Origin of the sequence: Curtobacterium sp. ME26, from assembly GCF_903970945.1 — a bacterium.
GTDB lineage: Bacteria > Actinomycetota > Actinomycetes > Actinomycetales > Microbacteriaceae > Curtobacterium > Curtobacterium citri.
In genome coordinates, this window is record NZ_CAJCKG010000029.1 from 12,927 (window position 1) to 38,795 (window position 25,869).

At 74.0% G+C, this 25,869-nt stretch carries 20 protein-coding genes; 9 read left to right on the forward strand and 11 right to left on the reverse strand.

Translation table 11 applies throughout. The annotated features are described in order from the left end of the window. Positions 1–16: 16 nt before the first annotated feature. Positions 17–304 carry a hypothetical protein gene (locus H7A69_RS11895; protein ID WP_182047203.1) on the forward strand — a complete coding sequence of 96 codons (288 nt, stop codon included), beginning with the start codon at positions 17–19 and terminating at the stop codon, positions 302–304. A 57-nt stretch (positions 305–361) separates the two neighbouring features. On the opposite strand, the gene H7A69_RS11900 is transcribed toward H7A69_RS11895, so the two are convergent. Beyond that, the gene (locus tag H7A69_RS11900; RefSeq protein ID WP_182047204.1) at positions 362–868 is read right to left on the reverse strand and encodes an 8-oxo-dGTP diphosphatase; all 507 of its coding nucleotides are present in this window, start codon (positions 866–868) and stop codon (positions 362–364) included. 64 nt (positions 869–932) lie between these two features. Here H7A69_RS11900 and H7A69_RS11905 point away from each other — a divergent pair, with 64 nt between their 5' ends. Together H7A69_RS11905 and H7A69_RS11910 are read left to right on the forward strand one after the other, a co-directional pair. Further along, positions 933–1,283 (forward strand): tryptophan synthase subunit alpha, encoded by a 351-nt coding sequence (locus H7A69_RS11905; RefSeq protein ID WP_182047205.1) that lies wholly within the window; start codon positions 933–935, stop codon positions 1,281–1,283. 34 nt (positions 1,284–1,317) lie between these two features. Then, a complete protein-coding gene (locus tag H7A69_RS11910; protein WP_182047206.1) occupies positions 1,318–2,208 on the forward strand; it encodes an aminodeoxychorismate lyase in 891 nt (296 codons plus the stop codon). Between the two features lie 66 nt (positions 2,209–2,274). On the opposite strand, the gene H7A69_RS11915 is transcribed toward H7A69_RS11910, so the two are convergent. Then, positions 2,275–3,474, reverse strand: a complete 1,200-nt coding sequence (locus H7A69_RS11915; RefSeq protein ID WP_182047207.1) for an amidohydrolase — start codon at positions 3,472–3,474, stop codon at positions 2,275–2,277. 136 nt (positions 3,475–3,610) lie between these two features. Between H7A69_RS11915 and H7A69_RS11920 the strand changes: the two genes are divergently transcribed. Beyond that, positions 3,611–4,855 (forward strand): Fic family protein, encoded by a 1,245-nt coding sequence (locus H7A69_RS11920; protein ID WP_182047208.1) that lies wholly within the window; start codon positions 3,611–3,613, stop codon positions 4,853–4,855. Then, entirely contained in the window at positions 4,852–7,023 is a 2,172-nt protein-coding gene (locus tag H7A69_RS11925) for a S9 family peptidase (protein WP_182047209.1), read from the forward strand. Before H7A69_RS11920 ends, H7A69_RS11925 begins: the two co-directional genes overlap by 4 nt. A gap of 48 nt (positions 7,024–7,071) precedes the next feature. On the opposite strand, the gene H7A69_RS11930 is transcribed toward H7A69_RS11925, so the two are convergent. Then, complete coding sequence (locus tag H7A69_RS11930; RefSeq protein ID WP_182047210.1) at positions 7,072–8,604, reverse strand: CYTH domain-containing protein; 1,533 nt, start codon at positions 8,602–8,604, stop codon at positions 7,072–7,074. Positions 8,605–8,663: 59 nt separating this feature from the next. Here H7A69_RS11930 and H7A69_RS11935 point away from each other — a divergent pair, with 59 nt between their 5' ends. After that, complete coding sequence (locus H7A69_RS11935; RefSeq protein WP_022902366.1) at positions 8,664–8,936, forward strand: mycoredoxin; 273 nt, start codon at positions 8,664–8,666, stop codon at positions 8,934–8,936. Between the two features lie 121 nt (positions 8,937–9,057). Here the strand turns inward: H7A69_RS11935 and H7A69_RS11940 are convergent, their stop codons facing one another. After that, positions 9,058–11,184 carry a DEAD/DEAH box helicase gene (locus H7A69_RS11940; RefSeq protein ID WP_182047211.1) on the reverse strand — a complete coding sequence of 709 codons (2,127 nt, stop codon included), beginning with the start codon at positions 11,182–11,184 and terminating at the stop codon, positions 9,058–9,060. Between the two features lie 549 nt (positions 11,185–11,733). Then, positions 11,734–12,978: a phosphotransferase enzyme family protein gene (locus tag H7A69_RS11945; protein WP_069711479.1), complete on the reverse strand. Its 1,245-nt coding sequence runs from the start codon at positions 12,976–12,978 to the stop codon at positions 11,734–11,736. 80 nt (positions 12,979–13,058) lie between these two features. On the opposite strand from H7A69_RS11945, the gene H7A69_RS11950 reads away from it, so the two are divergent. Continuing rightward, entirely contained in the window at positions 13,059–14,135 is a 1,077-nt protein-coding gene (locus tag H7A69_RS11950) for an FUSC family protein (protein ID WP_182047212.1), read from the forward strand. Between the two features lie 91 nt (positions 14,136–14,226). On the opposite strand, the gene H7A69_RS11955 is transcribed toward H7A69_RS11950, so the two are convergent. Further along, positions 14,227–14,586 (reverse strand): hypothetical protein, encoded by a 360-nt coding sequence (locus H7A69_RS11955; RefSeq protein WP_182047213.1) that lies wholly within the window; start codon positions 14,584–14,586, stop codon positions 14,227–14,229. Between the two features lie 264 nt (positions 14,587–14,850). Here H7A69_RS11955 and H7A69_RS11960 point away from each other — a divergent pair, with 264 nt between their 5' ends. Both H7A69_RS11960 and H7A69_RS11965 read left to right on the forward strand, forming a co-directional pair. Further along, entirely contained in the window at positions 14,851–15,528 is a 678-nt protein-coding gene (locus tag H7A69_RS11960; protein WP_069711481.1) for a response regulator transcription factor, read from the forward strand. Beyond that, positions 15,525–17,129, forward strand: a complete 1,605-nt coding sequence (locus H7A69_RS11965) for a sensor histidine kinase (RefSeq protein WP_182047214.1) — start codon at positions 15,525–15,527, stop codon at positions 17,127–17,129. The genes H7A69_RS11960 and H7A69_RS11965 overlap by 4 nt, the downstream gene beginning before the upstream one ends. 58 nt (positions 17,130–17,187) lie before the next feature. Here H7A69_RS11965 and H7A69_RS11970 read toward each other — a convergent pair whose 3' ends face one another. The 5 genes from H7A69_RS11970 to H7A69_RS11990 form a co-directional block, all read right to left on the reverse strand. Further along, positions 17,188–20,604 carry an error-prone DNA polymerase gene (locus tag H7A69_RS11970; protein WP_182047215.1) on the reverse strand — a complete coding sequence of 1,139 codons (3,417 nt, stop codon included), beginning with the start codon at positions 20,602–20,604 and terminating at the stop codon, positions 17,188–17,190. Between the two features lie 10 nt (positions 20,605–20,614). Next, the gene (locus tag H7A69_RS11975; RefSeq protein WP_259346206.1) at positions 20,615–22,267 is read right to left on the reverse strand and encodes a DNA polymerase Y family protein; all 1,653 of its coding nucleotides are present in this window, start codon (positions 22,265–22,267) and stop codon (positions 20,615–20,617) included. Between the two features lie 35 nt (positions 22,268–22,302). Beyond that, complete coding sequence (locus tag H7A69_RS11980) at positions 22,303–23,178, reverse strand: hypothetical protein (RefSeq protein ID WP_182047216.1); 876 nt, start codon at positions 23,176–23,178, stop codon at positions 22,303–22,305. 72 nt (positions 23,179–23,250) lie between these two features. After that, positions 23,251–24,756, reverse strand: coding sequence for an anthranilate synthase component I family protein (locus H7A69_RS11985; protein ID WP_182047217.1), 1,506 nt, complete (start codon positions 24,754–24,756; stop codon positions 23,251–23,253). Then, entirely contained in the window at positions 24,735–25,658 is a 924-nt protein-coding gene (locus H7A69_RS11990) for an aldose 1-epimerase family protein (protein WP_182047218.1), read from the reverse strand. The genes H7A69_RS11985 and H7A69_RS11990 overlap by 22 nt, the downstream gene beginning before the upstream one ends. Between the last annotated feature and the right edge of the window lie 211 nt (positions 25,659–25,869).

Consider the following 25,869-nt stretch of genomic DNA (forward strand, 5'->3'; position numbering starts at 1 on the left):
GGCGTATCCTGGCCGGATGGACTCCCGCACCGTCTGGCACCGCACGCTCGTCACCGTGGTCGTCGTGTTCCTCGTGCTCGCGGCCGTGCTGTACGCCGCGAGCGTGCTGCTGGCGCCCGCGGACGGGCGGAACACCGCCGGCCTCTTCGTGGGGTGGGCGATGTTCGCGGTCATCGGTGCGATCGTCGTCGGGATCGTCGACTTCTTCGTCCGCCCGCTCGGTGGTCGGAGCGGGGACGCCGACGTCCTCGCGGCGGCCGAGGAGGCCCGGACCGGCAGCACCCGGACGCACGCGTCGCGCTGAGCCGCGACCGCACCGGCCGTGTCCCGGACGCGCCCGTCGGGCTGAACGGGCGCCGGGTCAGACCCCGCGACCGCTGAAGCCCGACACCGTCGCGTCGTCCGCGGCGAAGGTGAACCGCGCGTCCACCGTCCCCCCGGCGAGCACGCCGGGCAGCCAGTAGCGCGCGTCGTCCCACATCGCGTCGTACGGCACCGCGTCGACGGGGATCCACCGCGGCTCCAGCTCGTCGCTGCCCGTCGGGCTCCCCTGCCAGCGGCGGCAGACGAACACGTCCGAGACCTGGGACCAGGACGGGCGGTACGGGAACCGGTAGTCCAACGTGCCACGCGCCTCCAGGTCGGTGGGGTCGAGCCGCAGGCCGACCTCCTCCCGGACCTCCCGCACGGCGGCCGCCACCGGCGGCTCGCCCGGCTCCCGCTTCCCACCGGGGCCGACGAGCCGCCCGGTCCCCAGGCCACGACGCTTCTCGCCGAGCAGCACCTCCGGCCCCGCGACGCCGTCGCGCAGCAGGTAGACGACGACCACCGGGGCGTGCTGGGACTTGCTCTCGTCGCGCTCGGTCACGCGTCCAGTCTGTCGGACGATCTGTCGTACGCTCTCCTCATGGCACGCGTGCTGCGGGGGCACCATGGCTGAGCCCCGCAGGACCGGGCGCAGCCTCGAAGTGCTGCGCGCCGAGGCCGCCGAGGAGATCGCGGTGCTCGTCGAGCACCGGAGCCGCGCGGGCGAGGACCCGTGGGAGTTCATGCCGACGCTGCCGACCGTCGACGAGCAGGTCGTGCTCATCCTCCGGGCCGAGGCGGTCGAGCTCGACGCCGCGATCGGGCAGCGGAGCGCGCACTGGGCCGGGCACCCGGCGTCCGGGCAGGGCACCGAGCTCGGCGAGGAGTACCACCGCCTGCGCCGCATCGCCCTGCTGCACCCGGAGCTGACGCCCGCGGTGTGGAAGCTCATGGGCGCGCTGCCCGGGGCCGGCTGACCCGCACGGACGCCGGCTGCGGTTGGATGGGGGCATGACCGACACCGTCCTCGCCGTCCTCAACCAGCCCTCGCGGCACGCCGACCCGCACGACCCCTCGGCCGACGCGTACACCTGGGTGGAACCGCTCGAGGAGCACCTCCAGGTGCAGGACCTCGGCGCGATCCGCGGCGACGGCGTCTTCGAGACGATCACGGTCGTCGACGGCCGACCGCAGGCGCTCGAGCCGCACCTGGCACGGTTCGTCCGGAGCGCCGCGATGCTCGACCTGCCGGAGCCGGACGTCGACACGTGGCGGCAGGCCATCGAGGCCGTCTGCGCCCGACTCGACCCGGTGCACGAGGCGTTCGCGAAGACCGTCATGACCCGTGGCGTCGAGGGCTCCGGGCGTCCGACGGGCTGGGTGTACGCGGCACCGTCGGGCGACCAGACCCCCGCCCGCACCGAGGGCATCGCGGTCGTGACGCTCGACCGCGGCTACCGGCACGACGTCGAGCGCACCTCGCCGTGGCTGCTGCAGGGTGCCAAGACACTGTCGTACGCCGTGAACATGGCGGCACTGCGCGAGGCCGAGCGGCGCGGGGCCGACGACGCGCTGTTCGTCTCGACGGACGGCTACGTCCTCGAGGGCACCCGCGCGAACCTCGTCGCCTCGATCGGGGGGCGCCTCGTCACGCCGCGCACGGACATCGGCATCCTCGCCGGCACGACGCAGGCCGACGTCTTCCGCTTCGCCGAGGCGGAGGGCATCGCGACGTCGTACGAGCTCCTGACGCTCGCCGACCTCGAGGCGGCGGACGCGCTCTGGCTGCTGTCGAGCGTCCGCCAGGCCGCGCCGATCCGCTCGGTGAACGGTGTCGCGCGCGGGATGGACCTGCCGATGACCGAGCGGATCAACGACTTCCTGCTCTCCCGCGAGCAGTAGCCGGTACCCCGGGACGGCCTGGAGGCGCGTGGCGGGCTCGCCGGACGCCTCCAGGCCGTCGTCGGGTCACCAGCGCGGGGTGGTGACGCCCGTCCCGTCGGCCCACTGGTAGACGGACGCGCCGTCGATCCAGACGCGCGTCGCGCGACTGGTCGCCGCCAGCGGGTCGCCGTCCCAGAGCACCAGGTCGGCGTCGAAGCCCGGCTCGATGCGACCGACGCGGTCGCCGAAGCCGAGGAAGTCCGCCGGGTTCACGGTGAGCGCCTCGAGGGCGGTCTGCCACGGCAGGCCCTCCTTGACGGCGGCGGTGGCCTGGTCGACGAGCATGTTGATCGGGACGACCGGTGCGTCGGTGGTGATCGCGACGCGCACCCCCGCGGCGGCGAGCCGCGCGAGGTTCGGGATCCCGCGGTCGCGCAGCTCCACCTTCGAGCGGCTCGTGAACAGCGGGCCGTAGATGACCGGGACGTCGCGCTCGGCGAGCAGGTCGGCGATCTTGTGCGCCTCGGTGCCGTGGTTGACGACGAGCCGGTAGCCGAACTCGTCGGCGAGGCGCAGCGCGGTCGCGATGTCGTCGTGCCGGTGCACGTGCTGGTCCCAGGCGAGCTCGCCGTCGAGCACGCGGACGAGCGTCTCCTTCGTCAGGTCGCGGGTGAAGGGCTCCCCCTTCGCGGCGGCGGCGTCGCGGGCGGCACGGTAGTCCTGCGCGGCGACGAAGGCCTCGCGGATGACCTTCGCGACACCGAGGCGCGTTGAGGGGGTCTTGCCCTTCTCGCCGTACACGCGCTTCGGGTTCTCGCCGAGGGCGCTCTTCACGCTGACCGCGTCGGAGATGAGCTGCTCGTCGATCGTGCGCCCGCCCCAGGTCTTGATCGCGACGGTCTGTCCGCCGATCGGGTTGCCGGAGCCGGGCTTCACCACGATGCTCGTGATGCCGCCGGACAGGGCGTCGCGGAAGCCCTCGTCGTCGATGTCGACGGCGTCGATCGCCCGGACGGCGGCCGTGTTCGGGTCCGTCATCTCGTTCGTGTCGTTGCCCGCCCAGCCGTTCGCCTCCTCGTGGATGCCGACGTGGCCGTGCGCCTCGACGAAGCCGGGGACGAGCCAGGCGCCCGCGGCGTCGACGACGGACAGCCCGGGCGGCGGGGTCACGTCGGGGCCGACCGCGGTGACGCGGCCGTCCTCGACGACGACGACGCCGCCGTCGAACGCGGGGGCGGTGACGGGGACGACGTGGGCACCGGTGACGACGAAGGAGTTGGTCATGCCACCACGCTACGTCCGCTGCGGGCAGGCGCCACGCGGATCGCGGATCGCGGGTCTGCATGCGACATGCGGATCGCTGGCGCCCGTGGGCTGCCGAGTCGTACCGTCCGGGGACGACCACGACCCAGGAGGTGCCGTGACCCACGCCCGTCGCCGTTCCCGCTCGTCCGCAGCACCCCCTGCATGGCCGGCGCACCGGACCGAGGACCGCCCGTGGCGGAGCAGTGTCCGGGGCGACCGGGCCACCCGGACGACCACGACCGTGCGGGTGTCCGTCCCGCCCTCGATCGCGGGTGCCCGGTGGGAACCCGACGAGGGCACCGAGGCACTGCTCGACCGGAGTCTCGACGCCCTGTCCGCCCTGGACCGCACGGACGGCGCCGGCCCGCTGCACCGGCTGCTCGCCCGGACCGACGCCGTGGCGACCTCGCGCATCGAGCACGAGTCCGCCGGGGTCGACGACGTCGCGCGGGCCCTCGTCGGGTCACGGGCGAACCCGAGCGCCTCGGCGATGGTGCACGCCGGTGACGCGCTCGAGCGCCTCGTCGCGGACGCGGGCGACGACCGACTCGACGAGACGACGCTGCTCGACGCGCACCGCCGGCTCATGCGGCACGACCCGGTCGACGGCCGGTACGCCGGCCGCTACCGCGCGGTGCAGAACTGGATCGGCGGCGGCCGCACCCCGCGGGACGCCGACCACGTGCCGCCCCCGCCCGAGCTCGTGCCGGCGCTCATGGCCGACCTGTTCGCGTTCCTCGAGCGCGACGACCTGCACCCCGTGGCACAGGCGGCGATCGCGCACGCCCAGTTCGAGTCGATCCACCCGTTCACCGACGGCAACGGGCGGACGGGGCGTGCGCTCGTGGCCGCGGTGCTGCGCCGACGGGGCTGCACCCGGACGGTCAGTGCACCGGTCGCCACCATCCTGGTCGCCGAACGCGACCGGTACTTCGCCCACCTGGCCCGGTACCGCGACGGGGCGGTCGACGGGTGGGTGCGCGACCTGGCGATCGCGGTCGGGACGGTGTCCGACGAGGGGGTCGTCACCGGCCTGCTCCTCGACGAGGTCGCGCGTGACCGTGCGGCGACCACGTGCGCGACCGGCCCGCACGCGGTCCTGGGGTGCGCACTCGAGCAGGACGCCGTGCTGACCGAGGAGCACGCCGCGGACCTGCTCGAGGACCCTCGCGCGGACCTGCCACCTGCCGTGCTCGACGACACGGTCGCCGACCTCTGTCGCGCCGGGGTGCTCCGCCCGGTCACGACCCGCCGCTCCCGGCGCGCCTGGGTCGCCCCCGCCGTGGTGGCCGAGCTCGACGCGTTCACCGAGCGCGTGCGGGACGGCGTCGAGGCCCGTGCACGTAGGGTGGCGGGGTGAGCAGCGAGCACGTCCAGGTCACCCCGCCGACCGCCGCCAAGCGGCCCGTCACGCGGACCCACCACGGCATCGACTTCGTCGACGACTACGAGTGGCTCCGGGACAAGGAGTCACCGGACACCCTGGCGTACCTGGAGGCCGAGAACGCGTACACCGACGCGCAGACCGGGCACCTGGACGCCCTGCGGGACCGGATCTTCGCCGAGGTGAAGGACCGCGTGCAGGAGACGGACCTCTCCGTGCCGGTCCGGACGGGCGGCTGGTGGTACTTCACCCGCACGGCCGAGGGCAGCCAGTACGGCGTGCACTGCCGCGCCCCGATCGCCGGTCCGGACGACTGGACCCCGCCCGCCGTCGACGAGGACGGCGCGGCCCTGCCGGGCGAGGAGGTCGTCCTCGACGGCAACGCCCTCGCCGAGGGTCACGACTTCTTCTCGCTCGGCAGCTACGACATCAGCGACGACGGCACGCGGCTCGTGTACGGCGTCGACGTCGAGGGCGACGAGCGGTACACGCTGCACGTGCGCGACCTCACCGACGGCACCGAGCTCGGCGACGAGATCCCGAACACCGGCGCCGGTGCGACCTTCGACCCGTCCGGACGCTTCGTGTTCTACCCGACCGTCGACGAGTCCTGGCGTCCGGACCGCATCTGGCGGCACACCGTCGGCACCGCCGCGGCGGACGACGTGGTGGTCTTCGAGGAGCCGGACGACCGGTACTGGGTCGGCGTCGGGGTCACCCGGTCGTCGCAGTACATCGTCATCGAGCTCGGCTCGAAGATCACGTCCGAGGCCCTGGTGCTCGACGCCGCCGACCCGACCGGCGAGTTCCGCGTCGTGTGGCCGCGGCGCGAGGGCGTCGAGTACGAGATCGAGCACGCCATCGTGGGCGGGAGCGACCGCTTCCTGGTGCTGCACAACGACGGTGCCGAGAACTTCGAGCTCGTCGACGTGCCCGCCGACGACCCGACCGACGAGCACGACCGCCGCGTGGTCGTCGCGCACCACCCCGAGCGCCGGATCGAGTCCGTGGACGCCTTCGCCGGACACCTCGCGCTCGAGTACCGGTCGGAGGCGCTCCCCCGCGTCGCGATCATCCCGATCGAGGGCGACGGGTACGGCGACGCCCACGAGGTCCCCTTCGACGAGGCGCTCTTCTCGGCCGGACTCGGCGGCAACCCCGAGTGGGACCAGCCGACCCTCCGCATCGGGTACACCTCGTTCGTCACCCCGTCCGAGGTGAGCGACCTGGACCTGGCCACCGGCGAGGTGACGGTCCTGAAGCGCCAGCCGGTCCTCGGCGGCTACGACCCGGACGACTACGTGCAGGAGCGGGACTGGGCGACCGCGCCCGACGGCACGAAGGTGCCGATCTCGCTCGTGTGGCGGCGGGACGCCGTGGACGCCGACGAGCCGGCCCCCCTGCACCTGTACGGGTACGGCTCGTACGAGCACTCGATCGACCCGGGCTTCAGCGTGATGCGCCTGTCGATGCTCGACCGCGGGGTCGTCTTCGCGGTGGCACACGTGCGTGGTGGTGGCGAGATGGGGCGGCACTGGTACGAGGACGGCAAGACCCTCACCAAGAAGAACACCTTCACCGACTTCGTGGCGGTCGCCGAGCACCTCGTCGAGTCCGGTCGCACGAGCGCCGACCGGCTCGTGGCAGAGGGCGGCAGCGCCGGCGGCCTGCTCATGGGCGCCGTGGCGAACCTGGCGCCGGAACGCTTCGCGGGCATCCTCGCCGCGGTGCCGTTCGTCGACGCGCTGACGAGCATCCTCGACCCGGACCTGCCCCTGACGGTGATCGAGTGGGACGAGTGGGGCGACCCGCTCCACGACCCCGAGGTCTACCGGTACATGAGCGAGTACTCGCCGTACGAGAACGTCCGCGAGGGCGTGCAGTACCCGCGGATCCTCGCGGTCACGTCCATGAACGACACGCGGGTGCTCTACGTCGAGCCGGCGAAGTGGACCGCCAGGCTCCGCGAGGTCGGTGCCCCGGTGCTGCTCAAGACCGAGATGGCCGCTGGACACGGCGGCGTGAGCGGCCGCTACGACTCGTGGCGGGAGCGGGCGTTCGAACTGGCCTGGCTGCTCGACGTGCTCGGTCTCGCCGACGTGAACCCGGCGGCGGCTTCGGCCCGGCCGATCGCCGCCGGCTGAGGACCGCGGGCCGGGCCGGGCCGGGACGACGCGTCCCGGCCCGGCCGCTCAGACGCGGTTGAGCGCGTGCACCGCCTGGTCGTAGGACTCCTCGGCCAGCCGGACGCGGTCACCCGCGAGCACGCCGTACCCGAACGTCCCCTCCCCACCGCGCTCGGCGATCCCCGCGTGCACCCGCAAGACGTCGAGCGCGTGCAACGAGCGCACCCGCTCGGTCAGCACGTCGGCGGCGTCCCCGATGCGCGTCCACAGCGCGTGCGGGAAGGCGTCGTCGCCGAGCACGTCCATCGCCGCGCGGGCCCGGGTGGACGCGCGCCAGGCCTCCTCGGTCGCGGTGCGCTCCGACGCCTCGCGGTCGACGAGCCCGACGCTCTCGTCGTCGTCCGCGACGGCCTGTCGCACGAGCTCACGGACGCGCGGCTTCTCGACCGCCGAGACGTCCTGCGCCACGTGCTTCGGCGACCGCAGCGCCCAGGCGGTCGGTGCGGGCCGTTCGACCGCGTCGTCGAGGGCGTCGAGCAGCTCGAGGTACGGCTCGCCGTGCAGGAAGGCCGTGACCTCGCCCACCGCGACGGAGCGGCGCTCCCGGGTCGCGGCGAGGATCCGCTCGCGGGTCATGGCGTCGACGAGCAGGTCCTGGGCCGGTGACGACGCGTAGGGCAGGCGCTCCACGAGGTGCTCTGCGAGCGCGGCACGGGCGGTGACGGCCGCCAGGGCGTCCGCCGCCTCGGCGGCGCGGTCGGCCGCGGCGGTGTCGGGGAACGCCGGACGGTAGGCCGACAGGACGGCGGCGATGCCGAGGGCGGTCCGGGCCGTCCCGCGGAGGTCGGCCGACCCGCCGGCGCGGAGCACGGCCTCCTGGCCGAGGAGTGCCGTCCGCAGCTTGCGCAACCGCTTCGTGAGCGCACGGGCCGCGGTGCCCTTCTCGGGCTTGTCGGCGGTGCGGAGGCGTGCCGCCGGCGCACCCTCGAGCCCCCGCGCCAGCTTCGACGCGACCGCTGCCGGCGCGGCACCGACGGCAGCGAACCGTCCGTCGAGCGAGGCGAAGAGCTCGTGCGCGACCTGTTCGTCGACGTCGCCGACCGTCTCGACCTCGACCTCGCGCCACGTCCGGGGGGTCGCCGGTGCCGCGTCGTCGAGGCGCTGCGCGACGACGGCGTCGTCCGCGAGCTCGGCGACCTGCTCGTCGTCCTCGTCGAGCAGCCGGGTGACCGTCCGCGTGGTCGTGATGCGCAGGACGGGCTGCAGGCCGCGTCCGCGCCGCTCGGTGAAGAGCGCGCCGAGGACCTCGTCCGGCACGGTGTCGGCGTCCTCGGTCAGGGGGAAGTGCTGCTCGTGGCGGACGGTGTCCGACGCGGAGCGCTTGATGTGCCACCCGGCATCGTGGCCGCCCGTCCGGCGCCGGACGGTGACGCGGGACGCCACGAGGTCGTACCGCTCGGTGTCCCAGTAGGTGGCGTCGAGGACGAACGGTTCCTCGTGCTCGGTGCGGGCGATGCTGCCGATCCCGACCAGGTCGGGGAGGTCGTCGCCCTCGGGCAGGTCGTAGGTGCGCTCGATCTCGAGGTGGGTGTCCGTCACACGCTCCTGTCTACCAGGGCGTCCGGGGTTCCCCGAACCGGCGGGGTTAGCCTGTGGACATGAGCGAGACGATCACCCGCGACGCGTTCGTGCCCGAGGCCGGCGGCGTCACGATGTTCACCACGAGCTGGTGCGGCTACTGCGCCCGGCTGAAGAACCAGATGACGAAGGCCGGTGTCCCCTTCCGCGAGGTCGACATCGAGCAGACCCCGGGGACGGCCGAGCTCGTCGCCGAGGTGAACGGCGGCAACCAGACCGTGCCGACGCTGGTGTTCCCGGACGGGAGCACGGCGACGAACCCCTCGTTGGCCGAGGTGCAGTCGCGCGTCTGAGGCGCAGCGCGGGGCCGGCTGGCCCTGACGAACCACGAAACCGACATCGAACCAGGCGCGAGCCCCGGTTCGATGTCGGTTTCGTGGTTCGACACCGCGTGTGAGGCGCCAGCGCCCCGCGTCAGCGCGCCAGTGCGTCCTCGAGCAGCGCCACCATCGCGTCGAGCTGGATGTCGCCCGAGTCGGCGACCTCCTCGTCCGAGCCGTCGAGCGCGCGGGCGGCGAGGGACGCCTTCGAGTCGATGAGCTCGGCGATCTTGGTGTCGATCGTCTGCGCGGCGATGATGCGCCACGCGGTGACGGGCTCATCCTGCCCGATGCGGTGCACTCGGTCGATCGCCTGGGTCTGCTCGGCGCTCGTCCAGGACAGCTCGGCGAGCACGACGTTGGACGCCACCTGCAGGTTCAGGCCGACGCCCGCCGCGGTGAGCGAGCAGACGATGACGGCCACGTCGGGGTCGTTCACGAACGAGTCGATCTCGGCCGTGCGCTGCGCCGGCGTCTGGTCGCCGCGGATCGTGGCGGTCTTCAGGTGCCGACGGGCGAAGACCTCCTCGGCCTGGTCCATCACGTCGAGGTGCTTCGCGAAGAACACGACCTTGCCGACGTTCGAGGCGAGCTGCGCCGCGTAGTCCGCCGCGAGCTGCGCCTTCGCGCGACCGATGCGTCGGACCATCGAGAACACGTTCTCGCCGGTCGACGAGGCGTCCTGGTCCTCGAGCTCCCACCGCGCGACCTGGCGGACGAGCTTGTGGTCGATGCCGACGACCGGGTCCTGCCCGGTGCGGGCGTCGAGCGCCTGGTGGTAGCGGCGCACGAGCTTCGCGGTGAGCTCGCGCTCGGCGTCGCGGATCGACCGGCCCTCTTCCCCGTCGAGCTCGACCGGGATGTCGGCGATGCGTCGGGCGGGGATGTCCGCGGCGACGTCCACCTTGCGGCGGCGGACGATGCCCTGGTCGATGACGGCCTTGCGCGCCTCGACGAAGAACCCGGGGTCGGCCGGGGTCAGCCCGATCTCCTCGAGCTCGTTCATGAGCTTCGCGCGCGGCTTCTTGTCGTCGATCCAGCCGAGGAACTCCCAGATGGTGCGGAAGTCCTCGACGGAGTTGATCAGCGGCGTCCCGGTCAGCGCCATGAGCAGCGGCGACGACACCCGCGAGCGGATCTTCTCGGCGAGCTGCAGCACGAACCGGGAGCGCTGCGACTCCTTGTTCTTGATGAAGTGCGCCTCGTCGACGACCATGCCGCGGAACCCGAAGTTCCCGAGCCAGCCGGCGTGCCGGTCGAGGATCTCGTAGTTCACGATGACGATGTCGGCGAAGCCGTCGAGGTCGTCACCGTCGCCGTGGATGACCGTCGCGGTCCGGTTCGGCACCCAGCGGGCGGCCTCGCGCGCCCAGTTCGTCTTCACGACGTTCGGCACGACGACGAGCAGCGGGAACGCGTTCGCGGCGTCGGCGGCGAGCAGGGACTGCGCGGTCTTGCCGAGGCCCGGTTCGTCGGCGAGCAGGAACGAGCGGTGCCCCTGGGAGGCGGCCGCCACGAGCTCCGCCTGGTGCTTCATGAGCGTGGTGCCGGACCGCGAGTGCAGCGACGACGGCTCGGGCAGCGGCATCGAGGCCGCTCCCCCGCCCGCGCCGTACTCGAACGACTTGAAGAGCGGACCGAACAGCTCCCAGTTCGCCAGGCGCCGCGGGTGCGCGACCGGCTGGTCGGCGAGAGCGAAGTCCGGCGCGAGGAACGGGTTCGCGAGCTGGCGCTGCACGACCGCCTGCGGCAGCACCGAGCGCACCGGCGTCTCGACGACCGGCGACGGCTCCGCGGCGATCACGAGGTCCTGCGGCTGCAGCTCCATGCCGCCGGCGATCATCATGTCGCGCTTCGCGGTCCGGGTCGCCTCGCCGACCGAGGCCTCCTCGGTGAGCAGCTGGATGACGCTCGTGTCGCGCGCCGCGGTCTTCGCCAGGATCGTCGCGACCCCGTCGAGCCGCTTGAGCTGCTCGGCGCGCTGCGCCTCGGAGAGCTCCGGGTCGGCCTTGACCCGCGCACGCTCCTCGCGCATGAGCAGCGCGACGGCCTGGAACTTCGACCGGTTCGACGCCTTGAGCGGTCCACGCTGCGCCGCCGCCTCGACCTCGCGCACCGCGCGGGCGAGGACGGGGATGACGCCGTCGTTGTCGAGCGGCCGGGTGCGGCGCGACGCGGTCCGCGTCCCGCCGGCTGCTCGCCGGGTGCCTGATCGAGCCAACGCTCCTCCTTGTTCCGCCCGTGTCCGGGCGAGCCGCCGTCTCGGCGGGAAGTCATCGACCGGCGCCTGGCGCGGCTCCGGCCCACGGGCCACCCTGGCCCGCTCGTTCGCCGGTCCCGTCACAGGACGTCCGGTGGACTCCCGCGGTCCGCCCGCGCCCGCACCCCGAGGGTGTCCGGCACGACGGTCCGCGCCGGGATCCGGCGCCGTCGCACGCACGTGGTGTCCGTCGGGCATCCACGGATCCGGTCCCCACGTCGGTCAAGCGACCGACTGTCGCGTCCGGAATCGACGCGGCACGTGACGACACGGTGCGTGCAGGCACAGTTTACTCCCCGACGACCGACGGAGGCGAGTCCACGTGACCCGCGCGCGTCGCGACCACCGGCCGGTCCCGGTGCGCGGTCGCGCGGGCGGCTCTCGACGGTGACCGGGCGTCGGACGGGAGGCACGGGTCGACGCCGCCGCGTGCCTCCCGTCCGACGCGGTGCACGCCCGACAGGACGCGGCGCACGCCCGACTGGACGCGGCGGTGCGGGGGCGGTGCGGTCAGGCCTGCGGCGCGGACCGCGGGCGGAGCGTGCCGTCCGACGGCACGACCGGCGACGCCTCGGCGAGCGCCGCCCGCGTCGCCGTCAGCAGGTGCTGCGCGGTCTCGATCCCGTTCGCCGAACCGGTCGTCGCCTGTCCGCCCGCGTGTGCGAGGAGCTGCGCGCCGATCGCCGGACCGATGCGGTCCGCTTCGCCGGGGTTCCGTGCGACCCAGTCGCGCGCCACGGCGTCGGCGAGGCGCTCCGCGGCCGCACCGCGCTCGGCGTCGCCGCGCGACCGGTGCCAGAGTCCCGTGACGACGAGGTGCGCCACCACGGCGCCGATGTCGCGGACCGGGAAGCCCCACCCGGCGGTGTCGATGTCGAGCAGGCCCGAGATGCGCCACGGCTCGTCCTCGTCGACGAAGACCTGCTCGAGGTGCAGGTCCCCGTGCACGACCTGCTTCGTCGCGCTCCCCCAGCCGACCGAGCGGCGGCCGATCGCGTCGTAGAGCGCGTCGATCTCGGCGGCGTCCTGCGGCAGCGCGGTGACCAGCGTGCGACGGTGCCAGTCGGCGTGGTCCATCGCGTCGGCGCGTGCCTGCTGCGTCATCGGCACGGTCGCGATCCGCCCGGTGAGCGCCGCGAGCGAGGCGACGAAGCGCGGGTCGTCGGCGATCTCGGTGATGCGGCTGCCGGCCGGCACCCCGCGGATCCGCTCGAGCACGAGCAGGCCGTCCCCGCGGCTCGACAGCACCCGCGGCACCGGCAGCCCGGCGGCGGTGAACTGCTCGTGGGACTCGACGATCGGAGCGACCCGGTGCGGTCGCACGATCTTGAGGAAGAGGGTGCGCTCCGGGGCGTCGACGCGGACGACCGCCCGCTTGCCCGGGCGGTAGGCCGCGACGGAGAGCACCGGGTCGGTGACGGGCATGCCGAGGCCGGCCAGGAGCTCGGCCACGGCGTCACGGTAGGTGACCTGCGGCAGCACGGGCAGGCCGGGGTCGTTCGGGTACGCCCACACGGACACGGGCTCGCCGGTCGCGGGATCGGTGACGATGGCGCTGTTCTGGTCGTGGGCGCCGCCGGTGTCGACGTAGGTCAGGACGGTGGCGCGCTGGCCGGCCCGGTCCACCGTGTCGACCTCGTACCCGTAGAGGTAGCCGTTGCCCGACGGTTCGACGGAGTGCGCGCGTGCGGCGACCACCGAGGTCCCGGAGCCGGCGAAGGCCTGCGGGATGACGCGCTCATGGTTGGGCCACACGGGACCAGTCAACCGTGCGGACGTGCTTTCGTCGCCATCGTGCACGGCTCGGCGTGCGGCTCGTGGCTAGCGTGGTCGTCGTGAACCCGGTCGCGCGCCTCCGCAGTTCCAGCCGCACGCCGTTCCTGCAGGTCGTGAAGACCGCGGTGGCGGTGGTCGCGGCGGTGCTGCTCTGCCGGGTGCTCGTCGACGGACCGTTCCCGACCTTCGCCGCGATCGCGGCGCTGCTCGTCGTGCAACCGAGCATCAACCAGTCCTTCGTGAAGGGGTTGGAGCGGAGCGCCGGGGTGGTGCTCGGCGTCGTGCTGGCCACCGGGTTCCACCTGCTGTTCGGCGACGCCGTCTGGGTCGTGCTCGTCGTCATCGTGCTCGCGATCCTGCTCAGCTGGGCGCTCCGGCTCACCCCGACGTCGGCGACCCAGGTGGGCATCAGCGGCATGCTCGTGCTCACCGCGGGCGTCGTCACGCCGAACTACTCGGCCGACCGCATCCTCGAGACGGTGATCGGCGCGGTCGTCGCGCTCGTGGTCAACGCGGTCGTCGTGCCGCCCGTGCTCCTCGAACCGGCACACCTGGCGGTCGCCCGACTCGCCCGCGACACCGCGGCCGCGTTCGAACGGATCGCGATCGGGCTCACCGAGGGGTGGGACGCCGACCGGTGGCACGAGGCACTCCTGCAGGCCCGTGCGCTCCGGCAGCAGCACGCCCGCGCCGAGGCCTCCCTCACGGCCGCCGGCGAGTCGCTGACGATGAACCCGCGGGGCGGTCGGCACCGGACGATCCTCGAGCGGGACGTCGCCGTCGCCGAACACCTGCGGGTCCTCGTGACGCGGGTGACCGGCATGACGCGCGCCGTCCGCGACAACACGGCGCCGGACCTGCGCTCGGACCCCGTCGTCGGCAGCATCGCGACCGAGGTCGCCCGGATCGGAGCGGACGTCCGGGCGCTGAGCGCACGCGTCGAGGCGACGCGGTTGCACCACGCGGAGCACGACGGCTTCGTGGGCGCGGAGCGGGACGACACGGACGCGGTGGAGCCGGCGCTCACGGCGCCGCTCGCGGTCGTCCGCCCGAACTCGCGGCACTGGGTGCTCATCGGGGCGCTGCTCGAGGACATCCGACGCGTGCGCGAGGAGCTGCTCGGCGAGGACGACTGACGGCGGCAGGACGCTCCGCTGGGTCGCCTGGTCGCTGCGTCGCTGCTGCGTCGCTGCGTCGCTGCGTCGCTGCGTCGCTGCGTCGCTGCGGTCAGCGGACCAGGGTGACGGGCTCCGGACGTCCGACCGCCCGGGCTGCCTCGACCGCAGTGTGCACGATGTCCTCCCACAGCCCGGTCGCGGCCCCTGCAGGCCCGACACCGTCCGGAACGTGACCGGCCACGGCACGGATGCTCGCGACGACGTGCTCCGCTCCGGCCTCGTGCGCAGCGCGGCTCGCCAGGTCCGGCACCGCGGTGCGGAGCTCGGCGACGACACGCTCACGTCGCGGGGCGTCGAGCTCGTCGAGGACGACGATGCCGACGCGCGCGGCGTCGAGCTCGGCCAGCAGGCGCGCGACCGCCGGGTGGTGCTGCGCTGGCGTGTCGGCGTGGTCTGATCGGTCGTGCACGGTTCCCCCCACGGACACCGCGTCGGGTACGCCGCGTCCGGTCCGGAGCCTAGCAACGAGTACCGCTCGGTATCACTCCCCACTCCACGGGACGCATCGTCCTGCCCCCGGTGGGGTGACACCGGCACGGCGGGCCCGTCGTCCGGGCGCTGCTCGGGGGACCGGCAGCCGCGGGGGTCACTGAGACGAGATTCAGCGACTTCGGAGGTCCGACGGCCCCGAACCGCCCGTTCCCTGCCACGATGGGGTCCGAGGAGGTCGATCATGCGCCTGTTGGTGGTCGAGGACGACGACGAGATGCGTGCGCTCATGGAGCGGGGACTCGCAGCAGAGGGGTACCGCGTCACCGCGGTCGAGAACGGGGTCGAGGCGCTCATCGCCCTCGGCGAGCAGGCCTTCGACCTCGCGGTCGTCGACGTCATGATGCCCGGCATGTCCGGCTTCGAGCTCGCGCGACGCATCCGCGAGCGCGAGGACCCGGTCCGCATCCTGCTCGTGACCGCGCGCGACGCCGTGGACGACCGGGTGTTCGGCCTCGACGCCGGCGCCGACGACTACCTGACGAAGCCCTTCGCCTTCGCCGAGCTCACCGCCCGGCTCCGCGCCCTCGGTCGCCGTGAGTCGACCGCCGGCCAGCGCACGATCGAGGTCGGCGACGTCGCGATCGACTCCGAGGCCCGCCGCATCTCCATCAAGGGGCAGCGCGTCGCCGTGAGCCCGACCGAGTTCGCGCTCCTGCGGCTCCTCGCCCGCTCCGTCGGCTCCGTCGTCGACCGCCCGAAGATCCTCGAGGAGGTCTGGGACGGCTCGCAGCACGTCGACCCGAACGTCGTCGAGCAGTACATCTCGTACCTCCGCAAGAAGCTGACGTCGCACGAGGCGACCGTCGCCATCTCGACCGTGCGGGGTCGCGGGTACCGCCTCGACCTGCTCGGGGCGTGACCGAAACGGCGCCGACCCCCGGGAGTCCCGGACCCCGACACGGGCTGCCCCGTCCGCTGCGGAACCTGTCGCTCCGCTCGCGGATCACGATCGGTTCGACCGCGATCGCGGCGGTCGTCATCGTCCTGCTCGTGCTCGTCATGCGCTTCCAGGTCGTCAGCGTCGTCGCGAGCGCCACGAGGACGCTCCTCGACGCCGACGTCGACCCGTACGTGGCGACGCTCGAGGTGGACAGCGATCCCGACCTGTCCGCACCCGGCAACGCCCAGCTCGTCGCCGTCGTCGCCCCGTCGGGACAGATCCGCCTGTCGACGATGCCGCCCCGGGTCGAGCGCGCCCTCGGCAGCCTGACCAGCACCCAGGCCGGTGCCTCGGTCATCGACGTGTCCGGCTCCGAGTACCGCGTGGTCATCGAGCACCCGGTCAACCAGGCCGGCCGCTGGACGGTCGTCGCCGCCCGCAACTCCCAGGCCGAAGCGATCGTCGTCGACGACCTCACCACCACCCTCTCGCTCACCGGACTCGCGATCCTCATCGCCTTCGGTGTCGCCTCGTGGATCCTCGCCACTGCCGCCTTGCGCCCGGTGAACCGGATGCGCCGCGAGGCCGAACGGCTCTCGGTCGCCCCCGAGCGAGCCGAGCTCCCGGTCGGTCCGGCCCAGGACGAGCTCGCCTCGCTCGCCACCACGTTGAACGCCTTCCTCGCCCGGACGCGGCAGGCCACCGAGCGCGAACGACAGATGGTGTCGGACGCCAGCCACGAGCTCCGCACCCCGCTCGCCATCCTCACCACGCAGCTCGACCTCGCGTCGCTCGACGGCGACGACGCCGCGGCGCTCGCGGCCCACATCGACCGCGCCAAGCGCAGTGTGGCCCGGCTGTCCCGACTCGCGAACGACCTGCTGACGCTCTCCAGGATCGAGGACTCGGAGCGACGCGAACAGGACGGCGGCCCGCAGCCGACGACCACGTGGAGCGACCTCGGTGACGAGGTCATGGCCGCCGTCGACCGCGTGCGGCTCATCGCGTCGGCGAAGGACATCACGGTGGACTTCGACCTCGAGCCGCCCGGACCCACGAGCCCGGCCGGTTCCTCCGAGCCGCACGGTGCACCGGTCGCGGCCCCGCGCTCGGACGCGTCGTCGGACCGCTCCGACGGCGTGGTCCCCGGTGGCGTCGGGACGGACGCCGGCGAGCCGCGCTTCCGGTTGGACACCGGCGGCATGGCGCAGCTCGTGACGAACACCGCGAGCAACGCGGTCGCGGCACTCCCCCGCGGGGGTGGCGTGTTCGTGTCCTGGCGCGTCGAGGGGGCCGAGGGCGTCCTGCAGGTCACCGACGACGGCCCCGGGGTGCCGGAGTCGTTCATCCCGGTCGCCTTCGACCGGTTCACGCGCCCCGACGAGGCGCGGACGTCACGCCGCGACCCGGACCCGGCGACGGGCGGGGTCCCGCTGCCGGGCGGCTCCGGCCTCGGGCTCGCGATCGTGCGTGCCATCGCGGAACGGTCGGGAGGCACGGCCTCGCTCCGCAACGTGCGTTCCGGTGGGCTCGAGGTCACCGTCCGGGTGCCCGTGGTGCCTCCGCAGACCACCGCCTGACCGGCACCCGCGCACCGTCGCCGTCGGCCGTCGGCGCCGCCACCGCCGCCCGCGGCGGTCACTGGAAGTCCCGCGACCGCGTCCGCACCCCCAGCGGCAGGTGCTCGATCTGGTCGGCCACCAGGTTCACCACGCCGTCGGGCGACCGCTCGAGGATCCCCCGCACCACCACCGCCGGCGACTCCCGCGCCACCCGTCGGTACCGTCCCCACACGCCGACGCTGCAGATGACGTTCACCAACCCGGTCTCGTCCTCGACGTTGAGGAACGTGATCCCCGACGCCGTCGCCGGACGCTGCCGGTGGGTGACGATCCCGCCGACCTCGACGCGACGCCCGGTCTCGGCCGTGGCCGTGTCCAGCACGCTCAGCACCCCTCGGGCGTCCAGCCTCGACCGGACGTGTCGCACGGGGTGGTCATCGGTCGACATGCCCGTCGACCACATGTCGGCGATGAGGACGTCCCCGCTCGTCATCTGCCCGAACAGCGGCGGCTGCACCGTCACCTGCGTGTCCGGCAGCTGGTCGGGACGCTCCGCCGCGGCCTGGGCGGCGGACCACATGCCGCTCCGCCGGTCGATGCCGAGTCCGGCGAACGCGTCCGCCGCCGCGAGGGCCTCGAGCTGCGCCGTCGTCAGGCGGACCCGCCGGGCGAGGTCGGACATGTCGGTGAACGGCCCGTGGGCCTCCCGCTCGGCGACGATCGCCTCGGCACTCCGGCGACCGAGCGAGGCGACCTCGGCGAGCCCGAGGCGGACCGCGAAGGCCCCGTCGCGGCGGTGCTCGGCGGTGTCGTCCGGCCGCGAACCGTCGAACGGCAGCACCGGGGGCTGTTCCTCGGCCAGGCACGCGTCGGCACCGAGGTGCACGGCTCCGTCGTGCTCGTCGAGCGGTTCGAGCGTCGCGTCGACACCCGAGCGCAGGACGTCCGGCCGGAACACGCGCACGCCGTGCCGCCGGGCGTCGGCCACCAGCGTCTGCGGCGAGTAGAACCCCATCGGCTGCGCCCGGAGCAGCGCCGCCAGGAACGCCCCCGGGTAGTGCAGGCGCATCCACGCGCTCGCGTAGACGATGAGCGCGAAGCTGATCGAGTGGCTCTCCGCGAACCCGAAGTTCGCGAACGCCTGGATCTTCGCGTAGATCGCGTCCGCGTCCGCGCCGTGGATGTCGTTCGACGCCATCCCCGCGTAGAGCTTCTCGCGGAGCCGCTCGATCTTCTCGTGCCCCCGCTTCGACCCCATCGCGCGGCGGAGCAGGTCGGCGTCGTCGCCGGAGCACCCGCCGACCGCGATCGCCATCTGCATGAGCTGCTCCTGGAACAGCGGCACCCCCAGTGTCCGCTCGAGCACGGGCTCCAGTGAGGGGTGGATGTAGGTGATGGGCTCCTCGCCGGTCCGACGCCGGATGTACGGGTGCACGGCCCCGCCCTGGATCGGCCCGGGGCGCACCAGGGCGACCTCGATCACCAGGTCGTAGAACCGTCGGGGCAGCAGGCGCGGCAACGTCCCCATCTGCGCACGGGACTCGACCTGGAACACCCCGATCGTGTCCGCGCGGCACAGCTGGTCGTAGACGCCCTGCTCCTCCTTCGGGATGGAGTGCATGTCCCAGCGCTCCCCGCAGTGCTCGTCGGCCAGGTCGAACGAGTACTGCAGCGCCGCGAGCATCCCGAGCCCGAGCATGTCGAACTTCACGAGCCCCATGTACGCGCAGTCGTCCTTGTCCCACTGCAGCACGGTCCGGCCGTCCATCCGGGCGTGCTCGATCGGCACGACCTCGCCCACCGGTCGGTCGGTGAGCACCATGCCGCCGGAGTGGATGCCGAGGTGCCGCGGGAACCCGAGCACCTGCTGCGCCATGTCGACCACCGTGTCCGGGATGTCGTGGTCCTGGCTCTCGGTGACCGACCCCCAGCGCTCGACCTGCTTCGACCAGGCGTCCTGCTGCCCCGGGCTGTGCCCGAGCGCCTTCGCCATGTCGCGCACGGCGCCCTTCGGCCGGTAGGTGATGACGTTCGCGACCTGGGCGGCGTTGAACCGTCCGTACTTCTCGTAGACGTACTGGATGACCTCCTCGCGGCGGTCCGAGTCGAAGTCGACGTCGATGTCGGGCTCCTCGTCGCGCATCGCCGACAGGAACCGCTCGAACGGCAGTCCGTACCGGATCGAGTCGACCGCGGTGATCTCGAGCAGGTAGCAGACCGCCGAGTTCGCCGCCGACCCGCGCCCCTGGCAGAGGATGCCGCGGTCGCGGGCGTACTGCACCATGTCCCGCACGATCAGGAAGTACCCCGGGAAGTCCTTGTCCGCGATGACGGAGAGCTCCCGCTCGATGCGCTCGCGCTTCTGCGGGTCGACGCCGTCCGCGCTGCCCGGGTAGAACCGCCGTGCCCCGCGCCAGGTGAGCTCACGGAGCCACGACATCGTGGTGTGCCCCTCGGGGACCTCGACGTCGGGCAGCCCGGGCTTCGCGGTCCGCAGCCGGAAGCCGAGCTCGTCGGCCAGCTCGACGCTCGTCTCCACCGCCCCCGGCCACCGCGCGAACCGCCGGGCCATCTCGGCCCCGGACCGCAGGTGGGCGGTCGGCGCGGCCGGCAGCCAGCCGTCGATCTCGTCGAGGCTCCGCCGGGCCCGCACGGCCGCCAGCGCGGTCGCCACCGGGAACCGGTCGGGCGTCGCGTAGTGCACGTTCCCGGTCGCGACGACGGGCAGCCCGTGCTGTGCCGCGAGGGCTGCGAGCACGTCGTTCCGCGCGCTGTCGAGCGGCTCGCCCTGGTCGGTGAGCTCGACGACGACCCCGGCCGTGCCGAACCGGTCGAGCAGGGCCCGCAGGGCCTCGTCGGCGGCGGACTCGCCGCCCTGCTCGAGGGCCCGGCGCACGGTGCCCTTGCGGCAGCCCGTGAGCACCCGCCAGTGCCCGTCCGCCTGTGCCGCGAGCTCGTCGAGGTCGTACTGCGGCCGCCCCTTCTCGGCACCGGCGGCGAGGTGCGCCCGGGTGACCGCCGCCGCCAACCGGTGGTAGCCGTCCTGGCCGTCGGCGAGCAGCAGCAGGTGCGTGCCCTCGGGGTCGGGCACACCGTTCTGCGGCTCGGTCAGCCCGAGCGACAGCTCGGTGCCGTACACGGTGGCGACGGTCGGGTACGCCTCGGCGACCTCGGCCATCCGGGCGGCCCCGTAGAAGCCGTCGTGGTCGGTGAGCGCCAGGCCGTGCAGGTGCAGGCGCGCTGCCTCCTCGACCAGGTGCTCCGGACCGCTCGCACCGTCGAGGAAGCTGAAGGTCGAGTGCGCGTGCAGCTCGGCGTACGGCACGACCGGGACGTCGTCGTCGGACGCCGAGGGCGGCGGGACGTACCGGGAGCGCTTCCGCGACCAGGCCGGACTGTCCCCGCCGTCGCCGGCGTGCGCGCTGTCCGGACGCTTGTCGGACAGCGCTCGCTCGAACTCCGACCACGGGATCGGGGGGTTGCTGTAGCCCATCAGTGCTCCCTCACGTCGCGACCGCCTCGGCCCACCAGCGGTGGTCGGCGAGCACCAGGTACCAGGCACGGCCGTCACCGTCGACCAGCTGCAGCCGGTGCAGGCGCCGGCCGCCGGACTCCCACCAGCGCACGACGAGCGGCCACGGGCCCGCCCACGCGGTCACCGGGGCGAACCGTCCGCCGCGCTCCCCCTCGGCCCGGAAGCGCTCGGGCGCACCGGTCAGCGCACCGCGGTCGTCGACGTCCACGGTCTCGCCGTCGGCGGTGACCACGTCCACCGGCCGGGGCCGCTCGAGCACGGTGGCGGGCGGCGGTCCGGGGAGCCGACCGGGCCACGGTCGGTCCCGGACGGTCGCCAGCGCACGCTCGCCGCCCACGGGGGCGTCGCCCCACGGGACGAGCACGACGCGTTCGGCCAGGGTTCGCCCGCCGCCGATCCGCGGGGTGACCACGCCCTCGTGCCCGACGAGTCCCTGCACGCGGGCGAGGGCGTGGTGCACCCGTTCGTCGGGTCCGGTGCCCCAGAGCCCGCGCTCGTGGTTCGCCGCGTCGTCGACCGCGACCGGTTCGAGCACGACCTGGACGACGGGTGCCTCGAGCCCCGTGGGGTCCACCCCGCCGGCGAGCTGCCACCGGACCCGGTCGACCACGTCGGCAGCGTCGAACCACCGCGGGTGCACCCAGGTCCGTTCGAGCAGCAGGTCGCGCTCGTCGACGATGCCGACCCGGATGGTGGTGGCGACGAGACCCGCCGATCGCAGCCGGGCGGCGAAGTCGTCCGCCGACCGCCGGAAGGCGAACGCCACCTGGTCGGCGCGGTCGAGCGGCGGTTCGAAGGACGCCTCGACCCGGAGCTCCGGCGGGACCGCACGCGACGTGACCTCGCGCGGGTCACGGCCGCCCGCGAGCCGGTGCAGGAACGCCCCGGCGACGCCGAACCGGTCACGCACCTGCTCGTCGCCGAGCGCGGCGAAGTCGCCGAGGGTGCCGAGGCCCAGCCGCCCGAGCACCGTCGCCAGGTCGGGGTCGCCGAGCACGCCGAGCGGCAGGTCCGCCAGGAACGGCGCCGACCCGCCGACCGGCACGATCCGCACCCGCTCGCCCGGGCGCACGGGACGGGCACGCGCCGCCTGCTCCGCCGCGAACGGCGTGTCCGCCACCCCGGCCCGCACCCCGGGGGCGCCGTGGTCGGCGGCGATGCCGGCGAGGGTCGCCGCAGCCGCACGCTCGCCGCCGTAGTACCGGGCCGGCCCCCGGGAGCGCAGGGCGACCGTGCCGGGGCGCAGGACCTCGACCCCGGGGACGGCTTCCTCGATCGCCCGGATGACCGGTTCGAACGCCCGGTGGTCGAGGGCGTCGTCGTAGGGCTCCACCACGAGCTCGGGACAGCGCGCCTGGGCCTCCCGCACGCGGAGCCCGCGCACCACGCCCTGCTGCCGGGCGCTGGCCGAGCTGGCGAACACCGTCCCCTTCGCCACCAGGGCGAACGGGTGGTCCGGTGGCGAGCCCGCCGCACGGGCCGCCGCGATCACGGGCCAGTCCGGGCACCAGAGCACGATCGTGCGGGTGGGCGGCGGCTCCGGCAGTGCTCCACCGCGCGCCAGCGCATCGGCCCGCACGGACACGGCACCGGGCACGGCGGCGCTCGACCGTGCCGCCACCCGCGGCGCGGTCGCCCGCGAGCGCCCGCGGGGACTCACGACGCCACCGCGACGGGACGCAGCACGGGCGACGACGACCCGGCAGCACCGGCAGCACCGACAGATCCGGCAGCCCCGACCGCACCGACGACCGCGGGACGAACCGCGCCGTCGGCCGCCGGCAGGAGCAGGTCGGCGCTGACCGGCCGTCCCGCTCCCGCCCGCCCCGAGGCCGTCACGGTCGCCCGGCGCTCCGCCAGGTGCCCGTGGCCGTCCCCGATCCCGCTCCACACCGACTCCGTCACCCGCAGCGTGACGTCGGCACCGGGCCAGGACCCCAGCGCGACGAGCGCCCCGCCGCGCTGCCGCAGCCGAGCGGCGAGCCGCGAGACGTCGCCGGGCACCACGCGGCCGAGCGGTCGGGTGAGGACGATCTGCGCGACGTCGGCGAGTGCGGCCGTCACGGTGAGCCACTGGTCCCCGGGGTCGGGCACGAGCACGAGCCGTTCGAGGTCGATCCCCATCGCGGCGGCGGCCTCGACCCCGAAGGACGGCACGCCGACGACGGCGCACCAGGCGCCCTCGGCCGACGCGGCCTGGAGCATGGTCATCGCGAGGAGCACCGACTCCTGCACCGCGTAGGACCCGCCGACGCGGATCGCACCGCCGGGCAGCAGGGACTGCAGCGCCGCGGCGGTGGGCAGCCCCTGGACGTCGACGCGGGTTGCCTCCATCTCGGACACCCGGGAGCGCAACGCGGTGATGCGCTCGAGCGCCGCCCGCGCGTCACCGAGGTGGTCCACGCGCCGGGTCGGCCGCGCGGAGGCCGGCGACACCGCGCCCGCCCGGGCAGGACCGGTCCGCCCGGACGTCCCCTCGGACCCGGGCGACAGGAGTGCCGCCGCCGACTGCATGCCCTCATATTCGAACATGTGTTCGATGATGTCAACCGGGTCCGACATCCGTGGACAGCCTGGTCGAACACGCGTTCGACACGCCCGGCGTCACCAGGACAGGGTGGCTCCCAGGGCCCCGAGGACCGACCGGGTCTTCGTCTCGACCTCGTCGGCCTCGTCCGCCGCCGTCGAGGACCACGTCACCGCACCACCGGCGCCGAACGACCGCGACCGCTCGACGCCCCGACCGTCGAGGACCGTGACCAGTGTGCGGATGGCCACCGACAGGTCGACCGAGCCGTCCGCCGAGAAGTACCCGATGACCCCGGAGTACACGCCCCGCGGAGCACCCTCGAGCCGGTCCGCGATCGCCGTCGCGCTGCGCTTCGGCGCGCCGGTCATCGACCCCGGCGGGAACGCCGCGTGCACGACCGCCGCCCGCGAGACCCCCTCCGGCAGCACCGCCGACACCGTCGACACGAGCTGGTGCACGCTCGCGTAGGTCTCGACGGCGCAGAGCCGCTCGACGTGCACCGACCCGGGCACCGCCGTGCGGAGCAGGTCGTTCCGCAGCAGGTCGACGATCATGACGTTCTCGGCCCGGTCCTTCGCGCTCGTCGCCAGTCCGGCCCGGACGACCGCGTCGCGCGCCGGGTCCGGGTCACGCCGCCGGGTCCCCTTGATGGGCTCCGCGACCACCGTGCCCGCCGCGTCGACGCGCAGGAAGCGCTCCGGCGACCGGCTCGCCACCCGCAGGGGGCCGAGCCGCAGGTACGCACCGAACGGCACGGGGTCCGCCCGTCGCACCCGCAGGTACTCGTCCAGGTGGGGGTCCGTGCCGGGGCCGACCCGCGCCTCCCGTCCGACCGTGCCCACCGCGAAGGCGGTGGTGAGGCACACCTGGAACGCGTTCCCCTCGCGGATCTCGGTGCGGCAGTCCTCCACGGCCGCCTCGTAGGCGGCGCGCGTCACGCGCCCGGTGGCGACGGCCGGGAGGCCCGTGGTCGCGTCCGGCGCGGCGCCCCGCGTCCGCGACCCGTGCGGGTCCTCGAGCCACGCCCGGTTCGCCGCACCGGCCGTCGGCTCGTCCTCGCCCACCAGGGCGAGCGCCCAGGCGCGCCCGTCGGCGTGCACGACCACCGCGCGGTCGACGAACCGCAGGTCCGCGTCGGCGTGCCCGTCGGCGGTGCGGTCCGGACCGTCCGACTCCCGGCCGAGCTCGTACCCGAGGAACCCGACCCACCCGAGCGCGAAGCCGCAGCCGGGCACGGGCGCATCGAGCACCGGCGTGCGCTCGAGCAGGTCGCCGAGCACGGCGAACGCCCGGCGGTCCTCCGTGCGGGACACCCCGAACCACCGCTCGGCGGCGGGTGGGACCTCGAGGACGGCCCGGCGGTCCTCGTGCCGGAACCGCGTCGCGAAGGGGCCGTCCGTCAGCGCGAGGACCGACCAGGCGGCCCGCTCGCGGCCGGTGTCGGGGGCACCGTCGGGCAGACCGGAGTCGAGCCAGACGACGTCAGCGGTCGTCGCCGCCGCGAGCGCGCCGAGGTCCGGCGTCCGGTCGAGCCGTCGCGCGACGACCCGCGCTCGGCTCAGACCGCGGCGATCGTCCACGACGCGGCGTGTGCGGCACCGGGGGCGAGCACGACGAGGCCGGACCCGGACCCGGCGTTGAAGGCGTCCGGCGCGCAGGTCATCGGCTCGACCGCGAGCCCGACACGGTGGTACTCGGGGACGACGTGGTCGGCGGTGTGCACCTGCGCCCAGCCGCACTCCGGACCGAAGGACACCCGGACGCCGTGCCCGTCCACCGCGGTGAGCACGATGGTGGCGGTCCCCGCGGCGTCGCGCTCGAACCCGGTGAAGGCGTGGTCGATGAACCGGTCGCCGATCGGGGTCGCGGTGCGGAGGTCGAACGCGTCGTGCACGGGCGCGAGACCGGTCGGCACCAGGCGGTCCTCGGTGACCTCGAGCACCTCGGACGCGGGCAGGGTCAGCGTCCAGTCGTCGACCCGGCCGGCACCGGCCACGAGGTACGGGTGCGGCCCGGTCCCCCACGGTGCCGCGTCGGCGCCCGTGTTCGTGCCGGTGATCGTCGTGTGCAGGCCGTCGGCGTCGAGGCGGTACTCGACGAGCACCTCGACGCGGAACGGGTAGCCCTCCTGCGCCGGCACCGTCGTGGCGAGGACGGCACGGTCGGGCTCGTGCGCGACGACACGGAAGTCGGTCCACGCGACGAGGCCGTGCAGGGCGTGGTGGCGCTTCGGCTCGGTCAGGGCGAGCTCGTGCTCCCGGCCGTCGAACGTGTAGCGACCGTCGACGACCCGGTTCGGCCACGGCGCGAGCACGGCACCGCGGAAGGCCGGGCGGACTTCGTCGGCGGCGAACGGCACGACCAGGTCACGCCCCTCGACGCGCAGGGTCCGGAGCGAGGCCCCCACCGAAGCGATCTCGGCGGTGTACCCACCGGCGGTGATCGTCAGGGCGGATCCGGACAGGGGCGCGTCGTTGCTCATGCGGATCAGCGTAGTGGCGGGGGGGAGTGCCCCCAGGACAACGGGAACGGGAACCGCGAAAGACCAAAAACCACCCCATTAAAACGGGGCTACCGCCAGGTACGTTTGAGGTTTGGAGAGGAGAAACATGAACTCCAGGTACTCCGCAGAAAATAGTGTTGCGTGCTGCTGTTTCGAAAAAGAACACTGCAGAGCGGAAGAAACAACATCC

Excerpts from the sequence above, each read along its gene's own strand:
- H7A69_RS11970 (WP_182047215.1), bottom strand. The coding sequence starts at position 20,604 with ATGGGCTACAGCAACCCCCCGATCCCGTGGTCGGAGTTCGAGCGAGCG.
- H7A69_RS11915 (WP_182047207.1), bottom strand. The coding sequence starts at position 3,474 with ATGACCAACTCCTTCGTCGTCACCGGTGCCCACGTCGTCCCCGTCACC.
- H7A69_RS11935 (WP_022902366.1), top strand. The coding sequence starts at position 8,664 with ATGAGCGAGACGATCACCCGCGACGCGTTCGTGCCCGAGGCCGGCGGC.
- H7A69_RS11990 (WP_182047218.1), bottom strand. The coding sequence starts at position 25,658 with ATGAGCAACGACGCGCCCCTGTCCGGATCCGCCCTGACGATCACCGCC.
- H7A69_RS11895 (WP_182047203.1), top strand. The coding sequence starts at position 17 with ATGGACTCCCGCACCGTCTGGCACCGCACGCTCGTCACCGTGGTCGTC.
- H7A69_RS11905 (WP_182047205.1), top strand. The coding sequence starts at position 933 with ATGGCTGAGCCCCGCAGGACCGGGCGCAGCCTCGAAGTGCTGCGCGCC.
- H7A69_RS11910 (WP_182047206.1), top strand. The coding sequence starts at position 1,318 with ATGACCGACACCGTCCTCGCCGTCCTCAACCAGCCCTCGCGGCACGCC.
- H7A69_RS11960 (WP_069711481.1), top strand. The coding sequence starts at position 14,851 with ATGCGCCTGTTGGTGGTCGAGGACGACGACGAGATGCGTGCGCTCATG.
- H7A69_RS11980 (WP_182047216.1), bottom strand. The coding sequence starts at position 23,178 with ATGTTCGAATATGAGGGCATGCAGTCGGCGGCGGCACTCCTGTCGCCC.